Raw genomic sequence first — 24,892 nt, forward strand, 5'->3', positions numbered from 1 at the left:
GGGGCCCGGTCCGTCCCTCACGGTGGCACGCGTGCGGCGTGCCCAAACAGGTATCCGAGCACGGCGCGGCGGTGAGTATGCGGACGGCCGGGCCATGAATTCCTCATGGCCCGGCCGTCCGTGTCCGCGGTCGTTCCCGATGAGTCGTCAGGCGGCGACCGGCACCGGTGCCTGTACCACGTACCGCCGCGTCAGTGAGGCGAGTTCGCGCAGGAAGGTGTCCTCGTGGGCCCGGACGAAGAAGTGCCCGCCCGGCATCGTCCGCACCTCGCAGCCCCGCCCGGCGTGTCGCCGCCACGAGACCACCTCGGGCACCGACACCAGACGGTCCCGCCGGCCTGCGAACAGGTGCAGCGGCACCCGGAGCGGCTGGGAGGTGACCGAAGCGGCGTTGCCCGTGCACAGCAGCAGGTCGTCGCGGGCCACCGGCAGCAGCGCCGAGAGGAAGTCCGGGTGGTTCAGCAGTACTTGGGGGATACCGCCGAGAGCGGCCAGGCTCTCGATCAGCTCCTCGTCGCTCGCCTCCGGGTGCGCGATCTGCGGGGCGGGCAGATGCGGGGCCCGGTAGGCGCTGAGTACGACCGCGAGAGGCAGCCGCGCACCACGCTGTTGGCGCCGCCAGGCCAGTGAGTACGCGATCAGGGCACCCATGCTGTGTCCGTAGAAGATGTGGGGGCGCTCCAGCTCCTCGTCGAGCTGAGCGTCCATGTCATTGATCAGGGAGTTCAGATCGGTGAACCGCGGTTCGTCGATACGGCCCTCGCGTCCGGGAAGCTGGACGGGAAGGACCCGCACCCCCGCGCCGTGGGCATCGAGGTGTCGCTGCCAGCGTCCGTACGCCGATGCGCCACCGCCCGCGTACGGGAAGCAGAGCAGCCGTACACCCTCGCTCGCACTATCGTCGATGCTGCTCCGGGACAGGTATCGCGTCATCTTGCTCCGCCTCGGGTTGTCCAGCGTGGGTGTGTCGGCGGGATCCGCGGCGCGGCGCTTCCCCGGCGGCCGAACGGACGGGCGCGGCCCGGCCTGTGCAGCATGGACATGCACGAGCGGGACGGTCACCCGACCGGGAGGGCGTCGTCTCCACTGCGAGACGGATCCCGGCCGACACACGAACAGCATGAAGTTGAGGCCTAAAGGGCGGCCAAATCCTTACCCTCGCCGCCCGATGGGGGAGTGGAGGCGCCTCCTCCGGCCCGATACCACGACTCAAGGAAGCCTTTAGGGGGCCGGGCGATGGTCTGGTCATGCGCCGGGGCTACCGGCGCCCCCTGGAAAGCGAGCCCGCCGTCACCCCACGTCCCCCGGGGGTGACGGCGGGTTTCGCGATGACCGGGGACGACCAGGGATGTCCAGGAGCGGCCACGAGTGGCCAGGGGTGACCAGGCACGATCGGGACCAGGCATGATCGGGGCCGGGACGACCAGGACCCGCTGCCGGCCCGTCGTCACCCTCCTGCGTGACCGGCGTGCGCTCGGGCGCCCGGCACGCACTTCCCCCGGGCTCGTGGCGAGCGGGCGTACCCCAAGACGGCCCCCATGACCGCGCCCGAGACGGTGCTCAAGAGGGCGCTCATGACGGCGCACGGCCGCCCTGCCGGCCGTCCCGGCAGGGCTAAGCCCGCTGCGGAAGCGCCGGAATCAGCCACACGCCCGGCCGGACCTCCAGCGGCACACCCGACAGGTCCACCGCCCCGTCCCCGTCCGCAGCCGTCGCCGCGGTGACGGCCTTCGCCGTGCGCGCCGCGTACTCCTGCCAGCGCCGGTCGCCCGCGCGGGACGCCTCCTCCTCGCACTCGGCGAGGCGTTGCAGGGCCTCCACCGTCCGCCCCTCCCGCAGCGCCACCAGGGCCAGCCCGCGCAGCGCGTTCGCCGCGCCGATGGCGTCGCCGGTGGCACGGCCGGTGGACAGCGCCCGCACGTAACCCCGTTCGGCCCGCGCGACCCGGCCGCGCCCGAGCATGACGTCCGCTTCGCCGGACAGACAGCGGGCGGCCGACGCGCGGTCCGCGCACCGGGTGAACAGATGCCAGGCCAGCCGGTAGCGGTCGACCGCCGCGGTGGGCTGGTGCCGCTGCCAGGCCAGATCGCCGAGCGAGCGCAGCACCACGGCCTCCGCATGCGGGTCCTCGGCCTGCCGGGCCGCGTCCAGGGCGAGTTCGTGACTGCTCTCCCAGTCGTCCCAGAGCGCGCCCGCCTCGTAGTACCCCGCGGCCGCCGACGCCAGGGCGAAGCAGAGTTCCCACAGGCCGCTCGCGTGTGCCTGGCGCACCGCCTCCAGCAGGCCCGCCGACTCCTCCTGGAACCACTGCAGCGGCGCCGTGCCCACCAGCTCCTCCGGGCGGATCCCCGTCGGCGGCGGCACCGGGTGCCCGAGCCGGTCGCGGCCCGGTGCGAGCTGTGCGTCCGCGTGGCGGGCGAGCGCCAGGAACGCACGGCACAGCCGGTCGACCGCGGCCGAGGAACCCTGGCCGAGGAGTTCGAGGGACAGCGCCCGCAGCAGCGGATGGAACCCGTAACGCACTGTCGTCAGACGTCCGGAGAGATGCCGGGCCTCCAGCAGCTGCGCACGGACCAGTTCCTCGGCATGCCGCTCGGCGTCCGGCAGTTCGGAGGCGAGCAGCGCGGCCGCGCTCCACAGCGCGAAGTCGGGCAGCGGGGCGAGCCCGAGCAGCCGGAAGGCCTGCCGCTCCTGGATCCCCACGTCCCGATAGGCCGTCAGCAGGCTGCTGCGTACGTCGATGTCGCCGAGCGCCAGCGTGCCGAGCCGGGTCCGCTCGTCCGCGAGCCGCCGGGCCAGGTCCGCGGCCTTCCAGTGCGACCGCGCCGCGAGCCCCGCCGCGGCGACCCGCAGCGCCAATGGCAGATTGCCGCACAGCCGGGCCGTCTCGGCGACGGCGGCCGGGTCCTCGCCCATCGCGGGCCCGCCGCAGCGCAGCAGCAGCTCCTCCGCCTCCTGCGCGCTGAACACGTCGAGCACGAGATGCTGCGCACCCTCCAGCGCGCCGAGCGCATGACGGCTCGTCACCACGAGGGTGCTGTCGGCCAGTGCCGCGAGGAGCGGCCGCACCTGCGCCTCCGACACCGCGTCGTCCAGGACGAACAGCATCTTGCGGCCCTTGGTCCGCTCATACAGCAGCGCGCCCGGCTCGGACTCCGCGGCAGTCGCCCGGCCGCCCTCGGCAGGGTCGCGCTCTCCGCGCAGCCGCCGCAGCAGCGTCGTCACGGCGGACTCGGGTGTCAGGGGCCGGCCGCCCGCGTCACGCAGCAGCAGCAGCACCCGTCCGTCGGGGAAGCGGTCCGCCGCGTCGTGTGCCAGTCGTCCGGCCAGCGCGGTCTTGCCGACCCCGGCCCGCCCCGACACGGCGAGCAGCCGGCCGGGCAGCGGGCCTTCGCCGCTCAGGAAGCGTTCCCCCAAGGCGAGTTGGGCCGTGCGGCCGGTGAAGTCGGCCATCGGTGCGGGCAGCCGCACCACGGGCTCCTCGCGCGCGGCCCGTCCGGCCGGGTCGGCGGACGACGTGTCGCTGCCGCCCCGCCACGCGAGCCCCGGGTCGGAGGCGAGTATGCGTTCCAGGAGCTTGCTCATCACGGGCCCGGGCTCGACTCCCAGCTCGGAGACGAGCGCGCGGCGCGCACGGTGGTAGACCTGAAGGGCGTCCGACTGCCGTCCCGAACGGTAGAGCGCCACCATCAGATGGCAGTGCACGGTCTCCCGCAGCGGGTGGTCGTGGGCCAGCGCCATGAGTTCGCCGACGAGCTCCTGGTGGCGTCCCAGGCGCAGATCGGCGGCGATGCGCTGCTCCAGGACCTCGGCGCGCAGTTCGTCCAGCCGGATCGCGGAGGTCTCCAGCGTCGGCCCGTGCGGGATGCCCGAGAGTGCCGGACCGGTCCACAGGTCGAGGGCCCGGCCCAGCTTCTGGGAGGCCTCGGCGTACTCCTGCCGCTGGTAGGCCGCCCGTCCCTCGGTGCGCAGCGACTCGAACACCAGCAGGTCGAGGTCGTCGGGGGCGACCTGGAGGAGATAGCCGGGCGGCCTGGTCAGCAGAGGCTGCCGCCCGTCCTCGGCGCCGTCGAGCAGCGCCTTGCGCAGCAGCGACACATAGACCTGGAGGGTCGTCGCGGCCGTGCGGGGCGGCTCGGTGTTCCACAGCTCGTCGATGAGCGTGTGCGTCGACACCACGTTGTTGCTCTGTATCAGCAGGGTGGCGAGCACCGCCCGGGGTTTGGCGGCTGAGGGCGCGGCGGGCGCCATGCGGATCGGCCCGAGGACTCGAAAATGCATGGCAATCCTTAGCAGTCCTGTAGGACGGTCACCGACACTTGGGCCACTTCGCGGTCGCCCTGGAGGAACGTGAGCCGCAGGCGTGCCGTCGGCCGCCCGGCCCCGTCCCGCACTGTTACGCGTGGCGCGCCGCCGGCGAGAGCCCCGCCGCCGGGCTGCTGTCCGCGCACGGTGCAGTACAGCGGAAGTCCCGGCTCGGCGAGGCCGCGGAACGTGGCCTGCCAGTGGGTGAGCAGCGCGTGCGACGGCACGAAGCCGTTCAGCTCGGCGGCGGCGATGAGCGCCGCCTGCCGCGAGGCCTCCAGGAACAGCGCCGGGGGCACCTCGCCGGATCCGTCGGACAGCACCGCGGCCGCGGCCGCGCCGTCGACGGGGAACAGCAGCTGCTCGCCGTCGTCCTCGTCCTCGACGGGCAGTCCGATGACGACGTTGCGCGGGTCGCGGTGCCCGACCTGCTCCGGCGCGGGAACGCCGGCCGAGTCGAGGTGTCCCCATCCGGCGGCGATGCTCTCCTCGCTCTGCCGCCGCCCCGCATCGCGGTGACCGCGGTGCACGCCGGGGGACAGGAAGACGAGCCGGCCGTCGGCCCTGCCGCAGCGCCGGCCGCCGATCGACACGACGGCCTCGCACTCCAGCCCGCGAGGCACTCCGGTGACGACGTCGACGGGCGTGAGGGCGAGGTCGAGCGCGATCCGCGAGCTTTCCCCGGTGCGCCGCCACGGGTCGACGTCGGTGATCTCCGTGCTGCTGGCGGAGACGGCCGTGATCCGCTTCGTGGGCACCCGGAAGTACTGCCGCGCCGCGAACATCGCGGCCTGGCGAAGCGCTTCGACAGGGAACAGCAGATCGTGGAACGGCGTCGTCGTGTCACTGAACAGCGGGTGCGCCTCCGGCAGTTCGGCGGCGAACGTGAAGTTCTGCCGCACAGGTGTGCCCGCGTCGAGCAGAAACGCCTCGGGGCTGTCCGGCTTGTGCACCAAGTGCTGCGGGCCGAGGAAGAACGGTGAGAGCGCGAGAACGGTGTCCATGCGAAATCCTCTGCAGCGTGTTCCGGGTCCCTGGTGCATCGAGTCTCCGGCACCGTCCACCCGCTCGGGAATCCTCGCTGTCATGGGTTCGGTATGACCGATTCATACGGCTGCGCGCCCGGGGCACGCCCGAGTGCGCGCGCCGGGCACGCCCAGGGCACGCAAAGGCCCCCCGTACGTACGAGGGGCCTGTTCAGCTGCGGCGTTCCACGAGGCGTCCTATGCAATGTTTTGTCACGGAAACGACAATGGCGGGTCGGTCCGCGTTTCCGCGAACCAACCCGCCATCGGCAACGTGCGCCGCCAGGGACTCGAACCCCGGACCCGCTGATTAAGAGTCAGCTGCTCTAACCAACTGAGCTAGCGGCGCCTGCTGACGTCGTAGACCTTAGCATCCTGATCGGCGGGAGGAAAAATCGATATCCGCACGCCGGCGGAGGCGGCCTCGCGGGCCGCCCGGACGGCCGCCCAGACCAGGATTTCAGGTCCGGGGAGCCAGGGATGCCGGGTGTCGGGGGCGACGAGCCAGCGGGAGTCGAGGCGGGCCGCAGCGGGCCTGGATCCGCTCCCGGTCCCGGTCCTGGGCCCGGTGCTACGGCCGCTGTGCGCGTCCGGCGCCGGAACGGTCACCGCGTCGCCCGTGCCGTGGCACAGCAGCGGCGGAGCCGCGCAGCCGCGGGAGCCCCACTCCTCCCACCCCAGGAGCGAGGGGAGTCGCTGGGCGGTGCCGGGAGCGGCGAACAGCAGCATCCGCCCTCGGTACGCGGCGACCGGGCCCGAGCCCGGCCCCTCGCTCCACAGCCGGTCGAGCATCCGCCGGCCGAAGATCGCCGGGGCGCTGACGACATCGAAGGCGGTACCGCAGGGCAGGACGACCGGGGCGTCGGGCCGCTCCTCCCAGAGGGCGAGCGTGCTACGCGGATACGTTCCTGCGGAGGCGAGCCAGGCGGCGCCATCGGAGGTGACACCGCAGACGTCGAACAGATCGGGCAAGGGGTTCCGTGTACTGCTCATGGCAACAACATTTACTGGCGGTGAGCAGTTCGTTCCTGAGGGTTGCCGAAAACCGGGACAGGCGGGGGTCGGGGGGAGTATCTTGCCCGCTTGGCATATGCCAAGGAGGACGGGATTCCAGCCCGTCCGGCGTTGAGGACAAGCACGCCATCCCTGGCCCCACCCACCTGCTGGGGGCCACCCTCAGACGTGATCGCCCACCCCGTGACCGTGCCCGCGCCCGTTCCCCTCGACGCCCCGCAGCAGGTCCCGCCCGAACTCGATCATCTTCTTGGCATAGTCCTCGGTCCACTCGGCCCGCTCGGCGATGTCGCCCGGCGTCAGCCGGTCGAACCGCCGCGGATCGGCGAGCTGCGCGGCGGCGATCGCCTGGAACTCGAGGGCCCGGTCGGCCGCGGCACGGAACGCCTGCGTCAGCTCCGTGGCCCGGGCCAGCAGGGCACGGGGGTCGTCTATCGACTCCAGGTCGAAGAAGTGCTCCGGGTCGGAGGCCGCCTCCGCGGGCTCGAAGAGCAGGGGCGCGGGGCGTAGCCGCGGTTCGTTCCGACGCGGCGTGGGCTCCGCCATGTCTTCTCCTCCTCGTACGTCGTGCGGCCCTTTCCGCGTGGGCCACCGTCCATTGTCCCCCGCCCGCGCAAGTGGGCCCCGAAGCAGCCGTGCGGCGGCCCGGCCCCGGTGCGGCGGTCAGGGCCGCCAGGCCACCCGGTGCTCCGCCAGATGCGACAGCACCGCATGGTTCGCCTCCCACCCGTCCGGGAACTTCACCGTGACGCCCAGCTGCACGGGCTCCGTGGACGGATGGTCGTCCAGGAGGTCGGTCACGCCCTCCCGGCAGACCACGATGCAGGCGTGCCGGTGGCGGGAGGCGAGGACGCACAGGCGGCCCGTCTCCAGATGGAACGCCGTCGCGTCGGGGCGGCCCGACAGCGGATGCAGGATCACCGTCACGTCGAACTCCCGGCCCTGGAGACGGTTGGCGGTGTCGACGGTGACGTCGGACACGCCGAGCTCGGTCAGGGCCGAGCGGACGGCGGCCGCCTGGTCCCGGTGCGCCGTGCCGACGGCGATCCGGTCGGCCGTCAGCGGCGCCGGATCGGCCGACCGCTCCGACGTCGCCGCGCCGCCGCGGTCCAACAGCCGCCGTACGACCTGGGCGAGGGCCCGCACCGCCTCGGGGTCCGTACGAGGTGTGTGCCGGGCCGGGAGCTCCAGCAGGCCCCAACCCGAGTGCGCCGCCTCGTCGATGACCCGGTCGGGTCCCGAACCGTCCGACGGGACGGCGAAGTCGAGACGCCGGTCGCCGTGGTCCGTGCCGCTGCGGAAGGGCGTGTACGGGTAGAACGCGTCGGAGACCAGGGGCGCGGCGGAGGCGGGCAGCCGCCAGGACACCGGCAGCCGGTGCTGCGGGAGTTCGGGGTTGTGGGCCAGCAGCGTGGTCACGGCGGAGGCCGACGGGTCGTACGACAGGCCCGCCCACTGCTCCGCGCCCACGATCGCGAACGGGTCCAACTGCCCCGGGTCGCCCACGAACAGCGCCCGCTCGAAGAGTCCCGCCACGGCGAGCAGCGCGTCGGAACGCATCTGGTACGCCTCGTCGACGATCGCGTGCCGCCACGGCTCGACCCCCTTGACGTGCGCCCACTTGGCGGCCGTCGAGATCACCACGTCCAGGCCCGCCAGGTCGCCCGCCTTCGCCGACTTGCGCACGTTCGGCAGGCCGTCGAGCGCCTTGTCGTACGGGTCGGGATCGCTGCTGTGCAGGCGGCCCACCGGCAGCTCGGCATCCTTCTCGGCAAGCCGCAGCACCAGGTCGTCGACCTGCGCATTGGTCTGCGCGATGACCATCAACGGCCTTCCTGCGGAGGCGAGTTCGAGCGCGGCGCGCACGACCAGCGTCGACTTCCCGGCGCCGGGCGGCGAGTCGACGACGACCCCGCGGTCCGTGCCGTGCAGGGTGTCGCGCAGGATCGCGTCGGTGGCCCGGGCGGCCTCCGCACCCGGGTCGAAGACGCCGGTCCTCAGGGCGGTCACAGCACGTCCTCCTCGGTCACCGCGTCCGGACGCGGTACGGCCTCGGGGTCGCCCGGCGGACCGCCGTGCGTCCACGGTGTCTCCTCCGGGTCGGGCAGCTTCGCGCCGCCCCGCTGCTCGTGCTCGAACAGCGTGAAGCAGAGCAGGTCGCCCTTCTCGGGCACGGACCCGGCCTCGGGCTCCTTGCCGCGCCCCATCTTGTCGACGATGCGCAGCACGACGGCGCCCGCCCCGTCGTCCCCCGCGCCTCCGTCCTCGCCGACCTCGGGGCCCTCGCCGCACTGCTCGTATCCGACGAACTCGGCCGCCTGCGGCTTGCCGCCCAGCGAGCGGTACACCTTCGCGCGCTCCCCGAGGTGCGGCCGGTCGTCCGTGCGTACGGTGACCAGCGGGCGCGGGCTGGGCCGCTTGCCCTCGCTGTACGTCATGACGACGTCCGTGACCTCGCCCGCGAAGGCTTCCCCGGCGAGCCGCCGGCCGGCCATCACCAGCGGGTCGTCGAGGGCTTCCTGCGCCTCCAGGCGGGCCTGCTCGCGCTCGCGCGTGGCGAGCTTGTTCGCCGCGGTGACCGCGTCGTCGCGGCGCGGTTGCGGGGGCTCCCCGGCGATGATCCGGTCGCGGTGGCCGGTGAACGACCAGCGGTCCCGGGTCCACCGGTCGGTGGCGTGCCCACCCTCGGGCAGGGCCCGCAGCAGATCGAGGCCGCGCCATACGGCGTCCCAGGTGGGCCGGGTGGCGCTCTCGACGAGGGCTCGGATGTCCCGCTCGGCGGCGGTGAGTTCACCGAGCCGGTCGTCCGCCTCGATGCCGTCCTCGGCGGCCGCGAGCGCCGTCCGCGCGCGGTCGTAGCGGTCGATGGCGGGGGCGAGGAGCCTGTTGTCGAAGGCCGGGTCGGTGGCGGGTCCGGCGGGCGGGCAGACCAGCTGCCCCCGGGAGTCCCGGCCCAGCTCCGCCCCGAGCGCCGCCCGCGCGCCCGACTCGCCCTCCGGCGGGTCGATCCAGGCGAGCAGCGCCCCGAGGTGCTGGTCCTCCAGGCTGGACTGGCCGGTCGCCCAGTGCCGGGACAGGACGTCGGTGAGGGCGAGCAGCAGCGCGGAGCCGGGCACCCGCGCCCGCTCCCCGAAGTGCGTGAACCAGCGCCCGAGCAGTGGCACCCGGGGCGGCGCCGGGTGGGGTGCCTCGGGCTCCTGCTCGGCGGTGCGCCTGAAGCGCATGGAGCGCCCGAGGAGCCGTACGAACTCGATGCCCGCCCGGCTCGGGACGATCAACTGCGGTGCGTCCGCGCACAGTTCGACCTCGACCTTGACGCGCTTGCCGGTCTCCGGGTCGGTCTCGTTGCGCTCGGCGGTCTCCACGGAGTCCGCGTATCCGTCGACGTGGGGCAGGACCACGTCCGCGAGTTCGGCCAGGAACGCGAAGCGCAGGTCGCGGTCCCTGGGCTGCGGCACGACCAGCAGCCGTGGCGCGTCGCGCTCCGTCCCGACGAGCGCGCCGAGCGGGGCCCCGGCCTCTCCGGCGGTGGTCAGCGGTACGAAGACGAGCGGGTGCTCGGACAGATGGCGGTGCCGGACGGTGGCGACGGGCAGGGCCCGCCCGCTCTCGACGGCCTCCAGCCGGGCGAGCGTGTCGATCAGCGACATGGGGCGACCTCCTGGCCCGTCGGCAGCGCGCCCTGGGCCTCGCGGGTCAGCAGCGCCTCCGCCCGCAGCTCAGCCGCTCTGCGGAGCGCGGCGACCGCCGGGTCGGACGGGTCGCCGGCCTCGCCGTGGGCTGCCGCCAGGACGTCCCCGATCGTGGTCAGGCCGCCCAGCTCGGCGCGGAGCGAGCGGCCCAGGGAGGTCACCGCGCCGTCCGCACGGGAACGCTCGCGGCAGTGGAAGGCCAGCTCGCAGGCGGCGAGGCACTCGGGGGCGTACGTCGCCGGGACCGACTCGACCGCGGCCGTCAGCTCGTCGGCCGCGAGGTCGGGGGCGAAGCAGGTGCCGGGCGGGAGGGTGTCGGCGATGTCCTCGACACGGGTGAGGCGGGCGAGCTGGCGGCGGGTCACCGAGCGCTGCTTGCGGATGTCGACGGCGGACGCGGTCGGCAGGTTGGAGAAGTCCTTGGGGCAGACGAGGAGAATCCGGTGGCGCACCACGGGCGTGGGGGCCCCGTCGTCGGAGCTCCGCTCCTGAGAAGCCTCAGCCGGGTCCGGCGCCGGTGCCGGTGCCGGTTCCGAAGTCGGTTCCGGCTTCGCGCCGAGGCGGGCGGCGACCTCCTCCAGTGCCAGTACATACACCGCGGACTGGCGGGCGGCCGCGCCCACCTTCGCCGGGTCCGCCGAGCCGTCCAGCATCGGGAAGGACTTGATCTCCACGACCGTCCAGCTGCCGTCCGGGTGGACGACCACCGCGTCCGGCTCCAGGAAGGCGGGGGAGCCCGCGACGTCCAGGGCGAGCATGGGGTGGTCGAGCAGGGTCCAGCCGCCGGCCGCGGTGGCCTCGCGCAGGGCGAGCGCCGTACGGGCCGCGCGTCCCTCGGGGCCCACCGCGGTGAGGTCGGGGACGGTGCCGGAGGCGGGTGGCTGGGCGCCGGGGTCCAGCCGCTCGTGCACGAGCCGCAGCAGCTCCGCGCCCCCGTCGGCCTTCACCCGGGCCTCGAACGCGTTGCCCCGCATGAAGGCGAACTGGGACTGGCCGAACGCGGAGGGCGAACCGAGGGCGTCCGCGAGCACCGTCTTGTCCACGCCCGCGCCGTCGAGGAGGGCGCGGCGGTCACAGCCGGGGTTCGCGGCGAGCGCGGCGAGGGCCCGCGCGTCCAGCGCCTTGGGCGGGACGGACGGGCCGCGCAGCTCAGCGAGCCGGTGCCGGAGCGCCGTCCCCCGCGTCCGCGGGAGAGGCACCGGGCTCGGCTCCCGAACCGCTTCGGGACTCGCGCTGTCGGGGAATTCGCTCACCCGTGGAAGTCTGGCATCCACCACTGACAATTGAGGAACCTGCGCCGTGAGAGGCGCCCGAGTCCGGGGCGAACCAGCCGCCCAGCCGCCTCCGCACCAGGTCCGCGCCCCGCATCACGTACGGCGTCAGCAGCAGGCCGACGCCCATCACCGCGGCGCCCGCGACGGCGTCGAGGAAGTAGTGGTTCGCCGTGCCCATCACGACGATCGTGGTGAGCAGCGGATACACGATGCCCGCGACCTTGGCGAGGGGTGTGCGGCCGTGACGCCACAGCATCACTCCGCACCACAGCGCCCAGCCCACGTGCAGGCTCGGCATCGCCGCGTACTGGTTGGTCATGCCGCCGAGGCCGCGCGGCGCGCTCGCCTCGCCACCCCACCAGCCGTAGTCGCTGTACTGGGCCATCGTGTCGACGAAGCCGTGCCCCACGGAGAGCAGCCGGGGCGGGCAGGTCGGCAGCAGCGTGAAGCCGAGCAGGCCGATGAACGTGGAGGTCATCAGCCAGGTGCGGGCCGCCCGGTAGCGCACGGCGCGGGAGCGGAAGAGCCAGATCAGGATCGCGGGTGTGACCAGGTAGTGCAGCGACGCGTACCAGAAGTCGGCGGGCACCCCGAGCCAGGCCTCGCGCGTGAACAAGCGGTTCAGCGGGTGCTCGGCGTTGAGATGCAGGGCCTTCTCGATGCGCAGGATCGACACACCGTGGTCGACGGCGCTCGACACGTCACCGCGGGCGAGCAGGCGCCCCGCCGAGTACGAGGCGTAGACCAGCAGGATCAGCGGCAGTTCGGTCCACCAGCGGAGCCGGGCGCGTGGTGGCGCCTCGATACGCGCTGTATCGGTCTGCGGCATCCGATCGCCACCCCCATCTGTCTGCTGTCAGGCGGCCCGGAGCCCGCTTCTGCCACTTTACGGAGTATGGGTACGCCCTCGTCGGGCACCCCTCGGTCGTCAAAGACGCTCAGATCGCCCGACGGGTTGCCCCGAGCAAGCGTGCGCGATGATGGAGGGATCCGCCGCTGATTTCTCCCGGAAAGGCCCCTCCATGGCACCGCGCATCCTGCTGGCCCGGCACGGACAGACGGAATGGTCCCTGCTCGGGAAGCACACAGGCAGGACCGACGTCCCCCTCCTCGAAGAGGGCAGACGCGGCGCCAAACTGCTGGGCGAGCGCCTGAACCGCGCCCCTTTCGACGGTCTTCCCGAGGTCGAGGTGCGCACCAGCCCGCTGGCACGCGCGCGTGAGACCTGCGAAATCGCCGGGTTCGGCCACCGGGCGACGACTTGGGACACGCTCATGGAGTGGGACTACGGCTCCTACGAGGGGATGACCCCGGCCGAGATCCAGGACATCCGCCCCGACTGGTTCATCTGGCGCGACGGCGTGCCCCGCGGCGAGAGCCTGGACCAGGTCTCCGCGCGCGCGGACGAGGTCGTGGCCTGGGCCCTTGCCGAGGACCGTGACGTGCTCGTCTTCGCCCACGGCCACATCCTGCGCGCCATCGGCGCCCGCTGGCTGGGCCTCCCCGTCGACTTCGCCGCCCGCATCCGCCTCAATCCCACTTCTCTGTCGGTTCTCGGCTGGGCCTATGGCGATCCTGCAGTGGAGACGTGGAACGACATCGCCCACCTCCAGGCCTAGGTACGTCCCGGGGCCCGCCCTCACGCCGTGCGCGGCAGTGACGCGTGCCTCTCCAGGAACGTCGACACCCCCGACGCCCTGCGGTGCGGGAGCAGCACGCGTGCCGTGCCCGCCAGCATCGTCTGGATGCGGGAGGACTGGACCTCGTCCAGCAGGTCCAGGACGTGCATGCCCGCCATGGCGGCCTCGTCGGGGCGGCCGCCGCGTGCGAGATCGTCGGCGAGCTCGGCGGTGTAGAGGGCGATGTTGCGGGTGAAGTGCGGGTCCTGAAGGTCCGCGGCGCGATGCGCGTGCCGGGCCGCGCGGGGCCAGTCGCCCAGTGTCGACCAGCACTGCGCCTCCAGACCCTCCAGTTCGGCCTCTCCGTAGAACGTCATCCACTCGGGATCACTCTCCGAAGGGCCACGGTCGTAGAGGGCCTGCGCGCGGGCGAGTGCCTGCTCGGTCCCGGTGCGGTCGGCGAGGCCCGCCCAGCCGCCGGCCTCGCGGAGCGCGAGCAGCGACATCAGGCGCGGGGAGCCCACGGCGCGCGCCGCTCGCTGCGCCGCCTGCGCCGCGCGCACCGCCTCGCGCGGGCGCCCCGCGTCACGCGCGAGGAAGGCCGTGTTGCAGAAGGCGTGCGCCTCCAGGCCCGGGTCGCCGGACATCCGGGCGGTCGCGAGCGCCTCCGCGTAGTGCGAGCGCGCGTCGTCGAAGCGCCCGGAGTCGTGCGCCAGCCACCCCACCGAGATGGCCAGTTCGCCCGCTCCGGCGTAGAGCCGGTCGGTGGTCGCCTGCCGGGTGGTCCCCGCGTCGAGCAGTTCGTACGCCGTCCGCAGGGGCGCCGCGGCCCGCCGGTAGAGGCCGTCGGCCCCGTGTCGGTCGTCGAGCAGTCTGATCTTGCGTACGGCCTCTTCGAGGGCGCCCGCCTCGGACCCGCCCGCCCGGTGGACGGAGCGGCCCGCGGCCTGGGCGACGCCGCCGAAGGCGACCGCGAACGGGCCGAGCGAGGCGGCCGCCACGGTGGCGGTGCCTCCGGTCATGAATGCGCGACGTTGCACGTCGCTCTCCTCGTGGTCCTGGTGCGTGTCGTACGGGTCCTGCGTGTCATACGTCTCGTACGCCCCCTCCGTCTCAGGTGAGGCGTACGTCGGGCTCGTGGTGTGCACAGGGGGCGCCTCGTCCGTCGTGCGCGCCCCTCGGCCGCGCACCGACGAGCGGGGCGCGAACCCCAGATCGTCGAGCGTGCGGCCGGGGAACAGGTGCAGGAACACCCGCTCGTACGCGTAGTTGGGACAGCGGATCTCACCCGCCTCGACCCGCCCCACATAGCGCGCGTCGCAGCTGACCCGCTCGCCGATCTCGCGCGCGGCCCGCCGCACCAGCGCGGCGAACTCGGCCGGCGAGCGCTGTCCGCGCAACCGCCGGAAGGCGAGATTCGGCCGTGGTGGCCGGGGGGACTGGGACGAGGTCACCGTTGACGACGTCATGGCCGGGCCCTCTCTTGCGAACCGTCGAACCATGCCGGATTCAAGGCGAGTTGTTCTGTTTGCTGTCTTGTGAAGCCCTGTGCTGCCTTGCGCTGTCCTGCTGTTGCACTGCTGTTGCCCTGCTTCCGGCGGGGCAAGAACGTACCGGCTGTGACGAGGCCACCACGCTTGGTTTGGCTACAAACCGGATATCTCATCCGGGATCTGCCATGAACTGCCATCCTTTGCGGCGGAGTTTCGCCGTAGCCGTTGACGCTCCGACGCGTTGAACCCACTGGACCGGGAGCCACCCGAACTCCCGAGCCGCTTGCGCAGGAGGAGGGGTTCCGTGTTGGAGGCCGGGATGGAGAGCAGGCAGAGCACCAGTCCTTGTACGCCGACGTCGACGGTGCAGCACTGGCCGAGCGTCGAGTGCAGCGCCCCACCGCAGCCGGCCTCGGAGTGCGACCTGGTGACCGTTCCGGCGCGGCAGGGCCTGGAGGCGGTCGACATCCTCCGCCGTGGCGCCTGCGACTCCGTCGGCCCCGTGCTCCACGACGACAGCTGCGACACCCTCGGCTTCCTGGTCCCGCCGGGCACCGCCGACGCCTGGGACGTGCCCGGCAGCACCTGTACGCAGACCAACGGCCGCGGCATCAGCCTCGCGAGCCTCGCCCCGGAGCCCCCGGTCGAGGGCTCCGACTGGCTGCTGCCGCCCGGTGACGCGGACCTGGCGACCGACCCGGCCGTTCTGCGGGCGGCGCTCGGCGAGGCGGCCCGGCTCATCGAGGCCGCCGACAACTGCCGGTGACGGGCATCGCCCGGGACGGCAGCCGCCCGTGACGGGCTCCACCCGGCGCCGCTGAGCCGACCCGCCCGTGCCCCCTGATAATGGCGGGATGGCAAGGGCGAGGAACACCAAGCGGGCGCAGGCGGCGGAGGCCGTCGTCGAGGCGGTCGACGGAGGGCTCGCCGAGCTCATACCCGACCGGGACCGGGCGCGCGCCTGGACCCTGCTGATCGACGGCGCCCCGCAGTCGCACGTCGACCTCGACGACCCGGCGTACCTCTCCTTCGAGTACCAGCGCCGCCTCGGGCATGTCATCGACCTCGTCGCCCCGCCCGGCAAGCCCGTGCACGCCGTGCACCTCGGCGGCGGCGCCCTCACCCTCGCCCGCTACACCGCAGCGACCCGCCCCCGCTCCACGCAGCAGGTCGTCGAGCGCGACGCGGCCCTCGTCCAACTGGTCCGCCGGGAGCTGCCGCTGGACCCGAACGCCCGCATCCGGGTGCGCTCCATGGACGCCCGCGAAGGACTCGCCAAGGTGCCGGACGGCTGGGCGGACCTGGTGATCGCGGACGTGTTCAGCGGGGCCCGGACGCCCGCGCACCTCACGTCGACGGAGTTCCTCGACGACGTCCGCAGGGCCCTCAAACCAGGCGGCCTCTACGCCGCCAACCTCGCCGACGGGCCGCCGCTGACGCACCTGCGCGGCCAGATCGCCACCGTCGCGAGCGTCTTCCCCGAACTGGCCCTGATCGCCGACCCGACGGTGCTGCGCGGAAAGCGGTTCGGCAACGCGGTCCTCGTCGGCCGCGACCTGCCCCTGCCGCTGGCCGAACTGACCCGCCGCGCGGCCTCCGACCCGCACCCCGGGCGCGTCGAGCACGGCAGGGCGCTCGCCGACTTCACGGGCGGGGCCGCACCGGTGACGGACGCGGACGCGGTGGCGTCACCGGCACCGCCGCCGTCGGTGTTCCGCTGAGCGGGACCGACTCATGAGGTTCTGGATCGAGTCATGAGGTCCTAGTACGTCCCGACGTCCACCTTCGGCGCGCTGTCGTGCCAGGTGCAGAAGACCGACACCCGGTCCGCGCCGGAGGCGAACTCGATGCGGATCCACGTCTCCGTCTTCCACACCTGCATCGACCAGCCCGACGCGGGCGTCGCCGACACCAGCGTCGCGGACGCCTTGCCGAGGTCGAAGACCGCCCGGCCGCCCTCGGTGTCGTAGCTCTTGACCTCGCCGGACGCGGACGAGCCGGAACCGGCGGACCGGGACGGCGACGGCGACGACGAGGACGGCGTGGTGCTCGGCTTCCCGCTCCCGGCCTTGGGAGACGGCTGCCGCGCGCTCTTCGACGGCGCCGGGCGGCTCGTCGAGGAGACCTGCGGCCTCGCGTCCTGCGTGGTGGCGTCGGCCGCCGTGATGGGCAGGGCGCGCGGCGGGTCGTACGCGGTGCCCGCCATCACCGTGTGGACACCCCACCACGACAGCGTGACCGCCGCGCCCGTGGCGAGCGACCAAGCCAGAACGTGTACGAGACCTCTGCGCATCGCGGGCCATACTGCCCCACGTGCCCCACCGGTGTCCCGCGGGTGGGGCACAGTTGGGGCGCCGCCAGAGTTATCCACAGGCGCCGGACCGAGATCCCCCGGATGGCGTACGGTGCCGCCCATGGCTCGTGTGCTCGTGGTCGAGGACGACCAGTTCGTACGCTCAGCCCTCATCCGGCATCTGGCCGACGCCTCGCACACCGTGCGCAGTGTCGGCACCGCCCTTGAGGCGCTGCGCGAGGTCGCGCATTTCTCCTTCGACGTCGTCATCCTCGACCTCGGTCTGCCCGATCTGGACGGGTCCGAGGCGCTGAAGATGCTGCGCGGGATCACCGACGTACCCGTGATCATCGCCACGGCGCGGGACGACGAGACGGAGATCGTCCGGCTGCTGAACGACGGAGCGGACGACTATCTGACCAAGCCGTTCTCGGTCGAACACCTGTCGGCGCGGATGGCGGCCGTGCTGCGGCGCGCCCGGACGGCCGTCGGTGAGGCGCCCCCGTCCACGGTCATCCGCGTCGGCGGCCTGGCCATCGACCCGCTCCGCCGCGAGGCCGAACTGGACGGCGCCCGGCTGGACCTCACGCGCCGCGAGTTCGACCTGCTCGCCTTCCTGGCCGGACGGCCCGGCGTCGTCGTACCCCGCAAGGAACTGCTCGCCGAGGTGTGGCAGCAGTCCTACGGCGACGACCAGACCATCGACGTCCATCTGTCGTGGCTGCGTCGGAAGCTGGGCGAGACGGCGGCCCGGCCGCGCTATCTGCACACCCTGCGGGGTGTCGGCGTGAAGCTGGAGCCGCCGCGGGCGGAGCAGCCGATGACGGGGTCACCGGGGGCGGAGCCGCCGCTATGAGGTGGGCGCTGGTCAAGGTGTGCGTGGCGGTGACCACGATGGTCGTGGTCGCCTTCGCGGTCCCGCTGGGCCTGGTCATCAAGGAGATGGCGCGCGACCGGGCGTTCTCCAACGCCGAGAGGGAGGCGGCCGCCGTCGCACCCGCGCTCTCCATCACCACCGACCGGGACCAGCTGGAGCGCGTCGTCGCCTCCGCGGGCTTGGACGACGGGATAGCCGTCCACATACCGGCGGGCGAGGGCGCGAAGGCCGTCGACATCGGCCGGCAGCGCGCCGCCGACAAGGACATCGGCACGACCCGCACGCTGGGCCGCGCCTCGACGACCGAGGTGCCCGGCGGCTCCACGCTGCTCCAGCCCACCGCGCTGAGCTCCGGCGTAGCCGTGGTCGAGGTGTTCGTGCCGGAGTCCGAGGTCAGCAACGGCGTCGGTACGGCCTGGGCGGTGCTCGCCGCGGTCGGCGTCGCCCTCATCATCGGCTCGGTCGCGGTCGCCGACCGGCTCGGCATACGGATGGTGCAGCCCGCGCAGCGGCTCGTCGGGGCCGCGCACGAACTGGGGGAGGGGAAGCTGGGGTCGCGGGTGCCCGAGGAGGGGCCGGCCGAACTGCGGCTGGCGGCGGTCGCGTTCAATTCGATGGCCGATCAGGTTGTCCAACTGCTCGCGAACGAGCGGGAGTTGGCGGCCGACCTGTCCCATCGGCTGCGTACGCCGCTGACCGTGCTGCGGCTGAACGCGGCCTCCTTGGGCGACGGGCCCGCCGCCGAGCAGACCCGGGCCGCCGTCGCCCAGCTGGAGCGCGAGGTCGACACGATCATCCGCACGGCCCGCGAGGCCAAGCCGCAGACCGCCGCGAAGGGGGTCGGCGCCGGTTGCGACGCGGCCGAGGTGGTCCGCGAGCGCATGGACTTCTGGTCGGCGCTCGCGGAGGACGAGGGCCGCAAGGTGCGGATGGCGGGCGTCGACCGTCCGGTGCGCATACCCGTGGCCCGGGCCGACCTGGTGGCCGCCCTCGACGCCCTCCTCGGCAACGTCTTCCGGCACACCCCGGAGGGCACGGCCTTCGCGGTCGATGTGCACAACGGCGAGGACGCGGTGATCGTCCTGGTGTCCGACGCGGGCCCGGGGATCATCGACCCCGAGGCGGCGATGGCGCGCGGCCGCGGCTCGGGGAGCGACGGCTCGACGGGCCTCGGCCTGGACATCGTGCGCCGGCTCGCGGAGGCGACGGGCGGGGACGTGCGGATCGGTTCGTCGGTGCTGGGCGGGACCGAGGTCCGGCTCTGGATCCAGCTGGACGGCCGGGCGCCGGTACGACGGGGCCATCGGGGGACGGCCGTACGGCGACGCAGGCGCGGTGCGGGTGTGCGCTGACGCCGGGCGCCGCAGGGGAACGGGCGTGCGCCGGCGCCCGGCTCGGCAAGGCCGACGTGCGCCGGCGCCCGGCGAGATACGACCCAAATTGGTCTCTACCTTTAACCGTCCCCGATGCCTTCCTTAAGCGCACCCTAAGATCCTCAACCCTCGTCCGGATCAAGCGGTTTGTCTGATTCCGGATCGCTAGCGTGCTGCCGCACCCACCCCCGGAGCTCCCCGCGCCCCAGGGGCACCCCCGTGAACAGCGAAGGCAGGCACGCGATGAGCAGCACGCACCGGCGCAAGGTCAGCGGCAGGAACAAGGCGATAGGCGGCGTGGTCGCCGCGGCCGTCGTGGGCGGCGGTGCCTTCCTGTTCACGGGGACGGCGCACGCGGCCGGGGTCGGCGCCGTCTTCACCAAGACCAGCGACTGGTCGACGGGCTACACCGCGCAGTACGTCGTCACGAACGACAGCGGTCAGGCGAAGAGCGGCTGGACACTCGAGTTCGACCTGCCGACCGGGGCCAAGCTCAGCTCGCTGTGGAACGGCGAGTCCAGTGTGAGCGGGCAGCACGTCACCGTGAAGCCGCCGTCCTGGGACAAGGACGGCCTGGCCGCCGGCGAGTCCGTCACCGTCGGCTTCGTCGTGAACGGCAGCGCGAACCCGACCGGCTGTCTCATCGACAGCGCCAAGTGCTCCGCGGACGATGGCGCCACGCCGGAGCCGAGCGGCCGCCCGACGGAATCGCCGACGCCGACCCCCACGCCGACGGCCACCGCCTCGCAGAGCGCGAGTCCGACCACCGACCCCTCGCCGTCCGGGAGTTCCGGCAGCGGCACCACCGCCAACGCCGGCTTCGCGCCGTACGTCGACACCTCCCTCTATCCCGCCTTCGACCTGCTCGCCTCGGCCACGGCCACCGGCGTGAAGGACTACAACCTGGCCTTCATCACCGACGGCGGGAGCTGCACGCCCAAGTGGGGCGGTGTCACGGACCTGGGCAGCGACGGGGTGGCCGCCCAGATCGGCGACCTGCGCGCCAAGGGCGGCGACGTCCGCGTCTCCTTCGGCGGTGCCTCCGGCTCGGAGCTGGCGACGACCTGCTCCTCGGCGGACGCGCTGGCGACGGCGTACGGCAAGGTCGTGGACGCGTACAAGCTCACCAAGGTCGACTTCGACATCGAGGGCGGCGCGCTGCCGAACACGGCCGCGAACACGAACCGCGCGAAGGCCATCGCCAAGCTCCAGCAGCAACACCCGTCCCTGGACGTCTCGTTCACGCTGCCCGTGATGCCCGAGGGCCTCACCCAGGACGGCGTGAACCTCCTGTCCAACGCCAAGTCCAACGGCGTGAAGACCAACACCGTCAACATCATGGCGATGGACTACGGCGCCTCGTACAGCGGTGACATGGGCACGTACGCCGAGCAGGCCGCCACCGCGACGCAGGCTCAGGTCAAGAGCGTCCTCGGGCTCTCCGACAGCGCGGCCTGGAAGGCGGTCGCCCTCACCCCGATGATCGGCGTCAACGACGTGGCGTCCGAGATCTTCAAGGTCGACGACGCCTCGCAGCTGGTGACCTTCGCCAAGTCCAAGGGCCTCGGCTGGCTGTCGATGTGGTCGGCCACCCGCGACAAGCAGTGCGCGGGCGGCGCCAAGAACTACGCCGACGCGACCTGCTCCTCGATCGTCCAGGACGCAGGCGCGTTCTCGAAGGCGTTCGGCGCCTACAAGTAAACCCGGCGGCCACAAGCAGGCCGGCCGCCGACAAACAAGCCCGGCGCCTTCAGCAACCAGGCGCCGCACCACGGGGGAACGCGCCCCGGCCGGAACTCCCCCCACCCGGCCGGGGCGCCGCCCGCGTTTGCGACACTGCCCCGATGTCTCTCACGACCGGCGCGCCGGCAGCCGACATCACCCAGGCCTTCCCGGAGCTGGCGGCGTACGCCCGGACGACGGTGCGGCTGCACCCGCGGCGCGGCACCCCGGACGTACGGGACAGCCACATCGGCGGCCCGCTGTACTGGCCGGCCGCGGAGTCATGGCCGTACTGCGACCGGCACAAGGACGTCAACGGCAGGCCGCAGGGCCCGTATCCACTGGTGGCGGTCGCCCAGCTGACCGCGGCCGACTTCCCGGAGATCGGCTTCCCCGCCGGAACGGACCTCGCCCAGATCCTGTGGTGCCCGGAATGGCACGAGCAGCCGCACCCCGAGGGCTGGGGCCAGGCCTGCCGGGTCGTCTGGCGGCGGTCGGACGAGATCACCGACGTACTGACCGCGACCGAGCAGCCCGACCCGGAGGACCACTGGGACCACGAGTGGGACATGCTGCCCCGCGCCTGCGTCCTGACCCCGGAGCGGGTGGTCGAGTACCCCTGGCGGGAGGAACTCCCCGAAGACCTCTGGCCTCGCGTGGAGGCATGGCTGGAGGAACGCGGCCTCCCCGACGACATGTTCACCGTCCCCGGCTGCAAGCTGGGCGGCAGCATGAACTGGGCGACAACCGACATGCCGCGCTCACTCCAGTGCCCTGTCTGCGAGGCCCCGCTCGCCCTGTTCCTCCAGTTCGACACCTACGAATGGTGGCTCGGAACATCGGGCCCCGACCAGCGCCAGGACCGCTTCCGGCCCCTGGAGGAACGCCATCTCGCCGACCACAGCCGGGAGTTCGACGCATCCCGCGAACCGACCGGCATGACCGTCGGCCGCGGCAGCCACGCGGGCCTGTTCCTCTGCGCCGCCGACCCGACCCATCCGCCGTCGTTCTTCACGCAGTGACGAAAACGGGGAGGGAAAACAGGGATAGTGGATCTACTGACGCCTTGCGAGGGGGATTCCATGGCACACGAAGTCATTGCGCGAGAGGTGGAGATCGAGGTGGGCGGCGCCACGCCGATGACCGCCTACCTGGCGCGTCCGGCGGGGGCCGGGGAGTACCCGGCCGTGCTGGTCGGGGCCGAGTTGTGGGGGCTGACCGAGGACGTCCGGGAGATCGTGCGGGAGGTCGCGGCGCTCGGGTACGTCGCGATCGTGCCCGACGTCTACCACCGGTTCGGTGCCGATACGGCGGCCGGGCTGGCCGAGAGCGACGAGAACCGTACGCGGGCGTTCGAGCTCGTCGGGCGGCTGACGCGGGACGGGGTCGAGGCGGATCTGCGGGCCTGCGTCGCGTATGCGCGGGAGCACGAGGGGGCGAGCGGGAAGACCGGGGCGCTGGGCTTCAGCCTCGGCGGGCACATCACCTACTTCGCCGCGAGCCGGCTCGACCTCGACGCGGCGGCGGTCTACTACCCCGGCTGGCTGCCCGTCGCGGGCACCGCGTTGAGCCGTCCGCAGCCGCTGCTGGAGGAGACCGGCCGTATCGCCGAGCGCGACGTGCGGATGCTCATGTTCTTCGCCGAGCTGGACCACGTCATCGACGCCGAGCAGCGCCGGCAGATCGGCGACGCGCTCACGGCGGACGGGGTGCGGCACGAACTCGTCGTCTACCCGGGCGCCCAGCACGCCTTCTTCGTCCCCGGCCGCGAGCCCTACGACAAGGCCGCCGCCGACGACTCCTGGACGCGCGTGCGCGAGCTGTTCGCCGCCGAGCTCGGCCAGTAGTTCGGCCGACAGCCCCGCCCCAGCTCGAACCAGGCCGCGCCAAGGCGACCTGGTTCGAGCTGGGGCACGGCCTCTAGGCCGGGTGCGGTCGGACGGACCAGGTGCGGTCAGACCCTGGCCGGCGACCGCTTCTCCTCGGTGGGTGAACCCTCGGTCAGGCCCAGCCGCCCGTGCACCCTGCGCAGTGGCTTCGGCGCGTACCAGGCCGTGCGGCCCAGCAGGCGCATCGCCGCCGGGACGAGCACCCCGCGTACGGCCACCGCGTCGATCAGGATGGCCAGCCCGCTGCCGAGGCCGAACATCTGGATGAAGCTGACGTGGGCCGTGCCGAAGGCGAAGAAGCTCACGGCGAGCAGGCCCGCCGCCATCGTCACGATCCGCCCGGTGTGCGAGAGCCCGCTGGTGACGGCGGTCTCCGTGTCGGCGCCCGCGTCGTGGAGTTCCTTGATGCGGCTGGTCACGAAGACCTCGTAGTCCATGGACAGGCCGAAGGCGATGCAGAACATGAGCACCGTCATGGACGTGTCCATGGGCTGTGGGGTGAAGCCGAGTGCCGACGACAGGTGGCCGTCCTGGAAGATCCACACCATGACGCCGATGGCCGCGGTGAGGCTGATGCCGTTGAGGACCAGGGCGCGCAGCGGCTGGACCACGCTGCCGGTGAAGAGGAAGAGGAGCAGGAAGGTGGTGCCGGCCACGAGGCCGATGGCGGCCGGCAGCCGGTCCGCGATCGAGGACTTGGAGTCGACGAGGCGTGCGTCGGTGCCGCCGACCAGTGCCTCGGTTCCGTCGGGCGCGTCCACTGCCCGTACGGCCTTGACCAGGTCCTGAGCCTCGTCCGACTTGGGGGTCAGGCCGGTGATGACGCTGATCCGCTGGGCGTCCGGTCGGCCGAGCGCGGCGGCCGCGGGACCGGGCCGGTTGGCCCGGCCGTCGGTGTAGGTGCCGCCGGAGGTCTCGACCCGGGCCGCGCCGTCGAGCCGGGAGAGGGCCGTCGCGTATGTGCGCAGGTCGGCCGGGGCCACGGGACCGGTCGTGACGATCTGCACGGCCGACTCGTCGCTGCCGGTGAAGCCGTTCTGCACCGCGGTGGCGACCTGTCGGCTCTGCGCGCTCGTCGGCAGCACCCGCTCGTCCGGCGTGCCGAAGGTGACGCCGAGCAGCGGACTCGCGGCGAGCAGCAGGACGGCCAGGACCGGCAGCGCGGTCAGGGCGGGCCTGCGCATGACCGTGCGGGACAGCCGGGCCCACAGGGGCGCTTCGGCGCTGCGTACCGTCTGCGCCCAGGGCAGCCGGCCGTTGTTGATCCGGTGACCCAGTACGGCGAGCAGCGCCGGGATGACGAGCAGGGCGCTGACGGCGGCGATGACCACGACGCCGATCCCCGCGTACGCGAAGGAGCGGAGGAAGAACTGCGGGAAGACCAGCAGCGCGGCGAGCGCGGCGGCGACGGTCGCGGCGGAGAAGGTGATGGTCCGTCCGGCCGTCCGTACCGTGCGCCGGAGCGCTTCGGGTACCTCGGCACCCTCCGCGAGATGCTCGCGGAACCGGCTGATCATCAGCAGCGCGTAGTCGATGCCGAGGCCCAGGCCGAGCGCGGTGGTCAGGTTGATCGAGAACACGGACACGTCGGTGAGGCTGCCGAGCACATAGAGCTCGGCGAAGGTGCCGGCGATCGCGATGAGTCCGATGACCAGGGGCAGCAGTGCCGCGACGACGCTGCCGAAGGCGATCACCAGGAGGATGAGGATCAACGGTACGGCGATCGCCTCGGCCAGCGCGAGGTCCTTGGCGACCTGGGTGGGCACCTCGTCGCCGACCGCGGCCTCCCCGCCGGCCTGTACGGTCAGCCCGTTCCGGTCGCCGGTGTACTCGTCGATGACCGCCGAGGCGTTGTCGCCCTGCTCGGTGTCGTCGCCCTTGACGTGGGCCAGCACCAGGGCCGAGTTCCCGTCGCGGGAGGTCAGCGCGGAGCTGCCGGTGTCCCAGTACGAGATCACGTTCGCCAGGGTGGGCTCGCCCCTGAGCCGTGAGGTGAGGGCACGCCCCGCGCTCTCGGCGGCGGGGGAGGCGACACCGCCGTCGTCGGCCCTGACCAGCAGCACCAGGTTGCTCTCGCCGCCGAACCTGTCGTCGATGAGTTGCTGGGCGCGGGCCGAGGGCGCGCTCGGATCCTCGAATCCGCCGCTCTGGAGCTTGCCGAACGCGCCGAAGCCGATGGCTCCCATGGCGACGACGGCCAGCATGCTGAGGGTCAGTACGAGCCGGCTCCGGTGCAGGGCCAGCTCGGCGATTCGGTCGAACACGGGGATCGCCTCCAGATGTTTATGCCGTTAACATCGACGGTGGCATATGAAG

General features: G+C 72.8%; 20 protein-coding genes and 1 tRNA gene. 8 read left to right on the plus strand and 13 right to left on the minus strand.

What is annotated here, in order from left to right; all coding sequences use genetic code 11:
• Positions 1 to 147: 147 nt before the first annotated feature.
• From AB5J56_RS28365 to AB5J56_RS28410, 10 genes are all read right to left on the minus strand, one after another.
• Positions 148 to 933, minus strand: coding sequence for a thioesterase II family protein (locus tag AB5J56_RS28365; protein ID WP_369236323.1), 786 nt, complete (start codon positions 931 to 933; stop codon positions 148 to 150).
• A 681-nt stretch (positions 934 to 1,614) separates the two neighbouring features.
• On the minus strand, positions 1,615 to 4,281 hold the full coding sequence (locus tag AB5J56_RS28370; RefSeq protein ID WP_369236325.1) for a BTAD domain-containing putative transcriptional regulator: 2,667 nt from the start codon (positions 4,279 to 4,281) through the stop codon (positions 1,615 to 1,617).
• Between the two features lie 8 nt (positions 4,282 to 4,289).
• A complete protein-coding gene (locus AB5J56_RS28375; RefSeq protein WP_369236327.1) occupies positions 4,290 to 5,309 on the minus strand; it encodes an AfsA-related hotdog domain-containing protein in 1,020 nt (339 codons plus the stop codon).
• Positions 5,310 to 5,605: 296 nt separating this feature from the next.
• A tRNA-Lys gene (locus tag AB5J56_RS28380) sits at positions 5,606 to 5,679 on the minus strand.
• Entirely contained in the window at positions 5,670 to 6,323 is a 654-nt protein-coding gene (locus AB5J56_RS28385; RefSeq protein ID WP_369236329.1) for a bifunctional DNA primase/polymerase, read from the minus strand. Before AB5J56_RS28385 ends, AB5J56_RS28380 begins: the two co-directional genes overlap by 10 nt.
• Before the next feature lie 183 nt (positions 6,324 to 6,506).
• Positions 6,507 to 6,890: a hypothetical protein gene (locus AB5J56_RS28390; RefSeq protein ID WP_369236331.1), complete on the minus strand. Its 384-nt coding sequence runs from the start codon at positions 6,888 to 6,890 to the stop codon at positions 6,507 to 6,509.
• 117 nt (positions 6,891 to 7,007) lie between these two features.
• A complete protein-coding gene (locus tag AB5J56_RS28395; RefSeq protein WP_369236333.1) occupies positions 7,008 to 8,354 on the minus strand; it encodes an AAA domain-containing protein in 1,347 nt (448 codons plus the stop codon).
• Positions 8,351 to 9,994: a hypothetical protein gene (locus AB5J56_RS28400; protein WP_369236335.1), complete on the minus strand. Its 1,644-nt coding sequence runs from the start codon at positions 9,992 to 9,994 to the stop codon at positions 8,351 to 8,353. The genes AB5J56_RS28395 and AB5J56_RS28400 overlap by 4 nt, the downstream gene beginning before the upstream one ends.
• Complete coding sequence (locus AB5J56_RS28405; RefSeq protein ID WP_369236337.1) at positions 9,985 to 11,235, minus strand: hypothetical protein; 1,251 nt, start codon at positions 11,233 to 11,235, stop codon at positions 9,985 to 9,987. Before AB5J56_RS28405 ends, AB5J56_RS28400 begins: the two co-directional genes overlap by 10 nt.
• Entirely contained in the window at positions 11,186 to 12,139 is a 954-nt protein-coding gene (locus AB5J56_RS28410; RefSeq protein WP_369236339.1) for a phosphatase PAP2 family protein, read from the minus strand. The genes AB5J56_RS28405 and AB5J56_RS28410 overlap by 50 nt, the downstream gene beginning before the upstream one ends.
• Positions 12,140 to 12,332: 193 nt before the next feature.
• On the opposite strand from AB5J56_RS28410, the gene AB5J56_RS28415 reads away from it, so the two are divergent.
• Entirely contained in the window at positions 12,333 to 12,929 is a 597-nt protein-coding gene (locus AB5J56_RS28415; RefSeq protein WP_369236341.1) for a histidine phosphatase family protein, read from the plus strand.
• Between the two features lie 20 nt (positions 12,930 to 12,949).
• On the opposite strand, the gene AB5J56_RS28420 is transcribed toward AB5J56_RS28415, so the two are convergent.
• A complete protein-coding gene (locus tag AB5J56_RS28420; protein WP_369236343.1) occupies positions 12,950 to 14,398 on the minus strand; it encodes a hypothetical protein in 1,449 nt (482 codons plus the stop codon).
• A 343-nt stretch (positions 14,399 to 14,741) separates the two neighbouring features.
• On the opposite strand from AB5J56_RS28420, the gene AB5J56_RS28425 reads away from it, so the two are divergent.
• On the plus strand, positions 14,742 to 15,188 hold the full coding sequence (locus AB5J56_RS28425) for a hypothetical protein (protein WP_369236345.1): 447 nt from the start codon (positions 14,742 to 14,744) through the stop codon (positions 15,186 to 15,188).
• A gap of 88 nt (positions 15,189 to 15,276) precedes the next feature.
• Positions 15,277 to 16,143, plus strand: coding sequence for a spermidine synthase (locus AB5J56_RS28430; protein ID WP_369236347.1), 867 nt, complete (start codon positions 15,277 to 15,279; stop codon positions 16,141 to 16,143).
• Between the two features lie 41 nt (positions 16,144 to 16,184).
• Here AB5J56_RS28430 and AB5J56_RS28435 read toward each other — a convergent pair whose 3' ends face one another.
• Complete coding sequence (locus AB5J56_RS28435) at positions 16,185 to 16,715, minus strand: hypothetical protein (RefSeq protein WP_369236349.1); 531 nt, start codon at positions 16,713 to 16,715, stop codon at positions 16,185 to 16,187.
• Positions 16,716 to 16,836: 121 nt separating this feature from the next.
• Between AB5J56_RS28435 and AB5J56_RS28440 the strand changes: the two genes are divergently transcribed.
• From AB5J56_RS28440 to AB5J56_RS28460, 5 genes are all read left to right on the plus strand, one after another.
• Positions 16,837 to 17,571: a response regulator transcription factor gene (locus AB5J56_RS28440; protein WP_369236351.1), complete on the plus strand. Its 735-nt coding sequence runs from the start codon at positions 16,837 to 16,839 to the stop codon at positions 17,569 to 17,571.
• A complete protein-coding gene (locus AB5J56_RS28445; RefSeq protein ID WP_369236353.1) occupies positions 17,568 to 18,944 on the plus strand; it encodes an ATP-binding protein in 1,377 nt (458 codons plus the stop codon). The genes AB5J56_RS28440 and AB5J56_RS28445 overlap by 4 nt, the downstream gene beginning before the upstream one ends.
• 264 nt (positions 18,945 to 19,208) lie before the next feature.
• The gene (locus AB5J56_RS28450; protein WP_369236355.1) at positions 19,209 to 20,666 is read left to right on the plus strand and encodes a cellulose binding domain-containing protein; all 1,458 of its coding nucleotides are present in this window, start codon (positions 19,209 to 19,211) and stop codon (positions 20,664 to 20,666) included.
• A 143-nt stretch (positions 20,667 to 20,809) separates the two neighbouring features.
• On the plus strand, positions 20,810 to 21,709 hold the full coding sequence (locus AB5J56_RS28455; protein ID WP_369236357.1) for a hypothetical protein: 900 nt from the start codon (positions 20,810 to 20,812) through the stop codon (positions 21,707 to 21,709).
• A 60-nt stretch (positions 21,710 to 21,769) separates the two neighbouring features.
• Entirely contained in the window at positions 21,770 to 22,534 is a 765-nt protein-coding gene (locus AB5J56_RS28460) for a dienelactone hydrolase family protein (RefSeq protein WP_369236359.1), read from the plus strand.
• Between the two features lie 107 nt (positions 22,535 to 22,641).
• Here the strand turns inward: AB5J56_RS28460 and AB5J56_RS28465 are convergent, their stop codons facing one another.
• Positions 22,642 to 24,840, minus strand: a complete 2,199-nt coding sequence (locus AB5J56_RS28465; RefSeq protein WP_369236361.1) for an MMPL family transporter — start codon at positions 24,838 to 24,840, stop codon at positions 22,642 to 22,644.
• Positions 24,841 to 24,892: the final 52 nt, after the last annotated feature.

It is taken from the genome of Streptomyces sp. R21 (genome assembly GCF_041051975.1).
Classification (GTDB): domain Bacteria; phylum Actinomycetota; class Actinomycetes; order Streptomycetales; family Streptomycetaceae; genus Streptomyces.

Coding starts and splice junctions, on each gene's coding strand:
- AB5J56_RS28375 (WP_369236327.1), bottom strand. CDS start 5,309: ATGGACACCGTTCTCGCGCTCTCACCGTTCTTCCTCGGCCCGCAGCAC.
- AB5J56_RS28440 (WP_369236351.1), top strand. CDS start 16,837: ATGGCTCGTGTGCTCGTGGTCGAGGACGACCAGTTCGTACGCTCAGCC.
- AB5J56_RS28455 (WP_369236357.1), top strand. CDS start 20,810: ATGTCTCTCACGACCGGCGCGCCGGCAGCCGACATCACCCAGGCCTTC.
- AB5J56_RS28435 (WP_369236349.1), bottom strand. CDS start 16,715: ATGCGCAGAGGTCTCGTACACGTTCTGGCTTGGTCGCTCGCCACGGGC.
- AB5J56_RS28425 (WP_369236345.1), top strand. CDS start 14,742: ATGGAGAGCAGGCAGAGCACCAGTCCTTGTACGCCGACGTCGACGGTG.
- AB5J56_RS28460 (WP_369236359.1), top strand. CDS start 21,770: ATGGCACACGAAGTCATTGCGCGAGAGGTGGAGATCGAGGTGGGCGGC.
- AB5J56_RS28415 (WP_369236341.1), top strand. CDS start 12,333: ATGGCACCGCGCATCCTGCTGGCCCGGCACGGACAGACGGAATGGTCC.
- AB5J56_RS28450 (WP_369236355.1), top strand. CDS start 19,209: ATGAGCAGCACGCACCGGCGCAAGGTCAGCGGCAGGAACAAGGCGATA.
- AB5J56_RS28400 (WP_369236335.1), bottom strand. CDS start 9,994: ATGTCGCTGATCGACACGCTCGCCCGGCTGGAGGCCGTCGAGAGCGGG.
- AB5J56_RS28410 (WP_369236339.1), bottom strand. CDS start 12,139: ATGCCGCAGACCGATACAGCGCGTATCGAGGCGCCACCACGCGCCCGG.
- AB5J56_RS28445 (WP_369236353.1), top strand. CDS start 17,568: ATGAGGTGGGCGCTGGTCAAGGTGTGCGTGGCGGTGACCACGATGGTC.
- AB5J56_RS28430 (WP_369236347.1), top strand. CDS start 15,277: ATGGCAAGGGCGAGGAACACCAAGCGGGCGCAGGCGGCGGAGGCCGTC.
- AB5J56_RS28390 (WP_369236331.1), bottom strand. CDS start 6,890: ATGGCGGAGCCCACGCCGCGTCGGAACGAACCGCGGCTACGCCCCGCG.
- AB5J56_RS28365 (WP_369236323.1), bottom strand. CDS start 933: ATGACGCGATACCTGTCCCGGAGCAGCATCGACGATAGTGCGAGCGAG.
- AB5J56_RS28385 (WP_369236329.1), bottom strand. CDS start 6,323: ATGAGCAGTACACGGAACCCCTTGCCCGATCTGTTCGACGTCTGCGGT.
- AB5J56_RS28370 (WP_369236325.1), bottom strand. CDS start 4,281: ATGCATTTTCGAGTCCTCGGGCCGATCCGCATGGCGCCCGCCGCGCCC.
- AB5J56_RS28420 (WP_369236343.1), bottom strand. CDS start 14,398: ATGACGTCGTCAACGGTGACCTCGTCCCAGTCCCCCCGGCCACCACGG.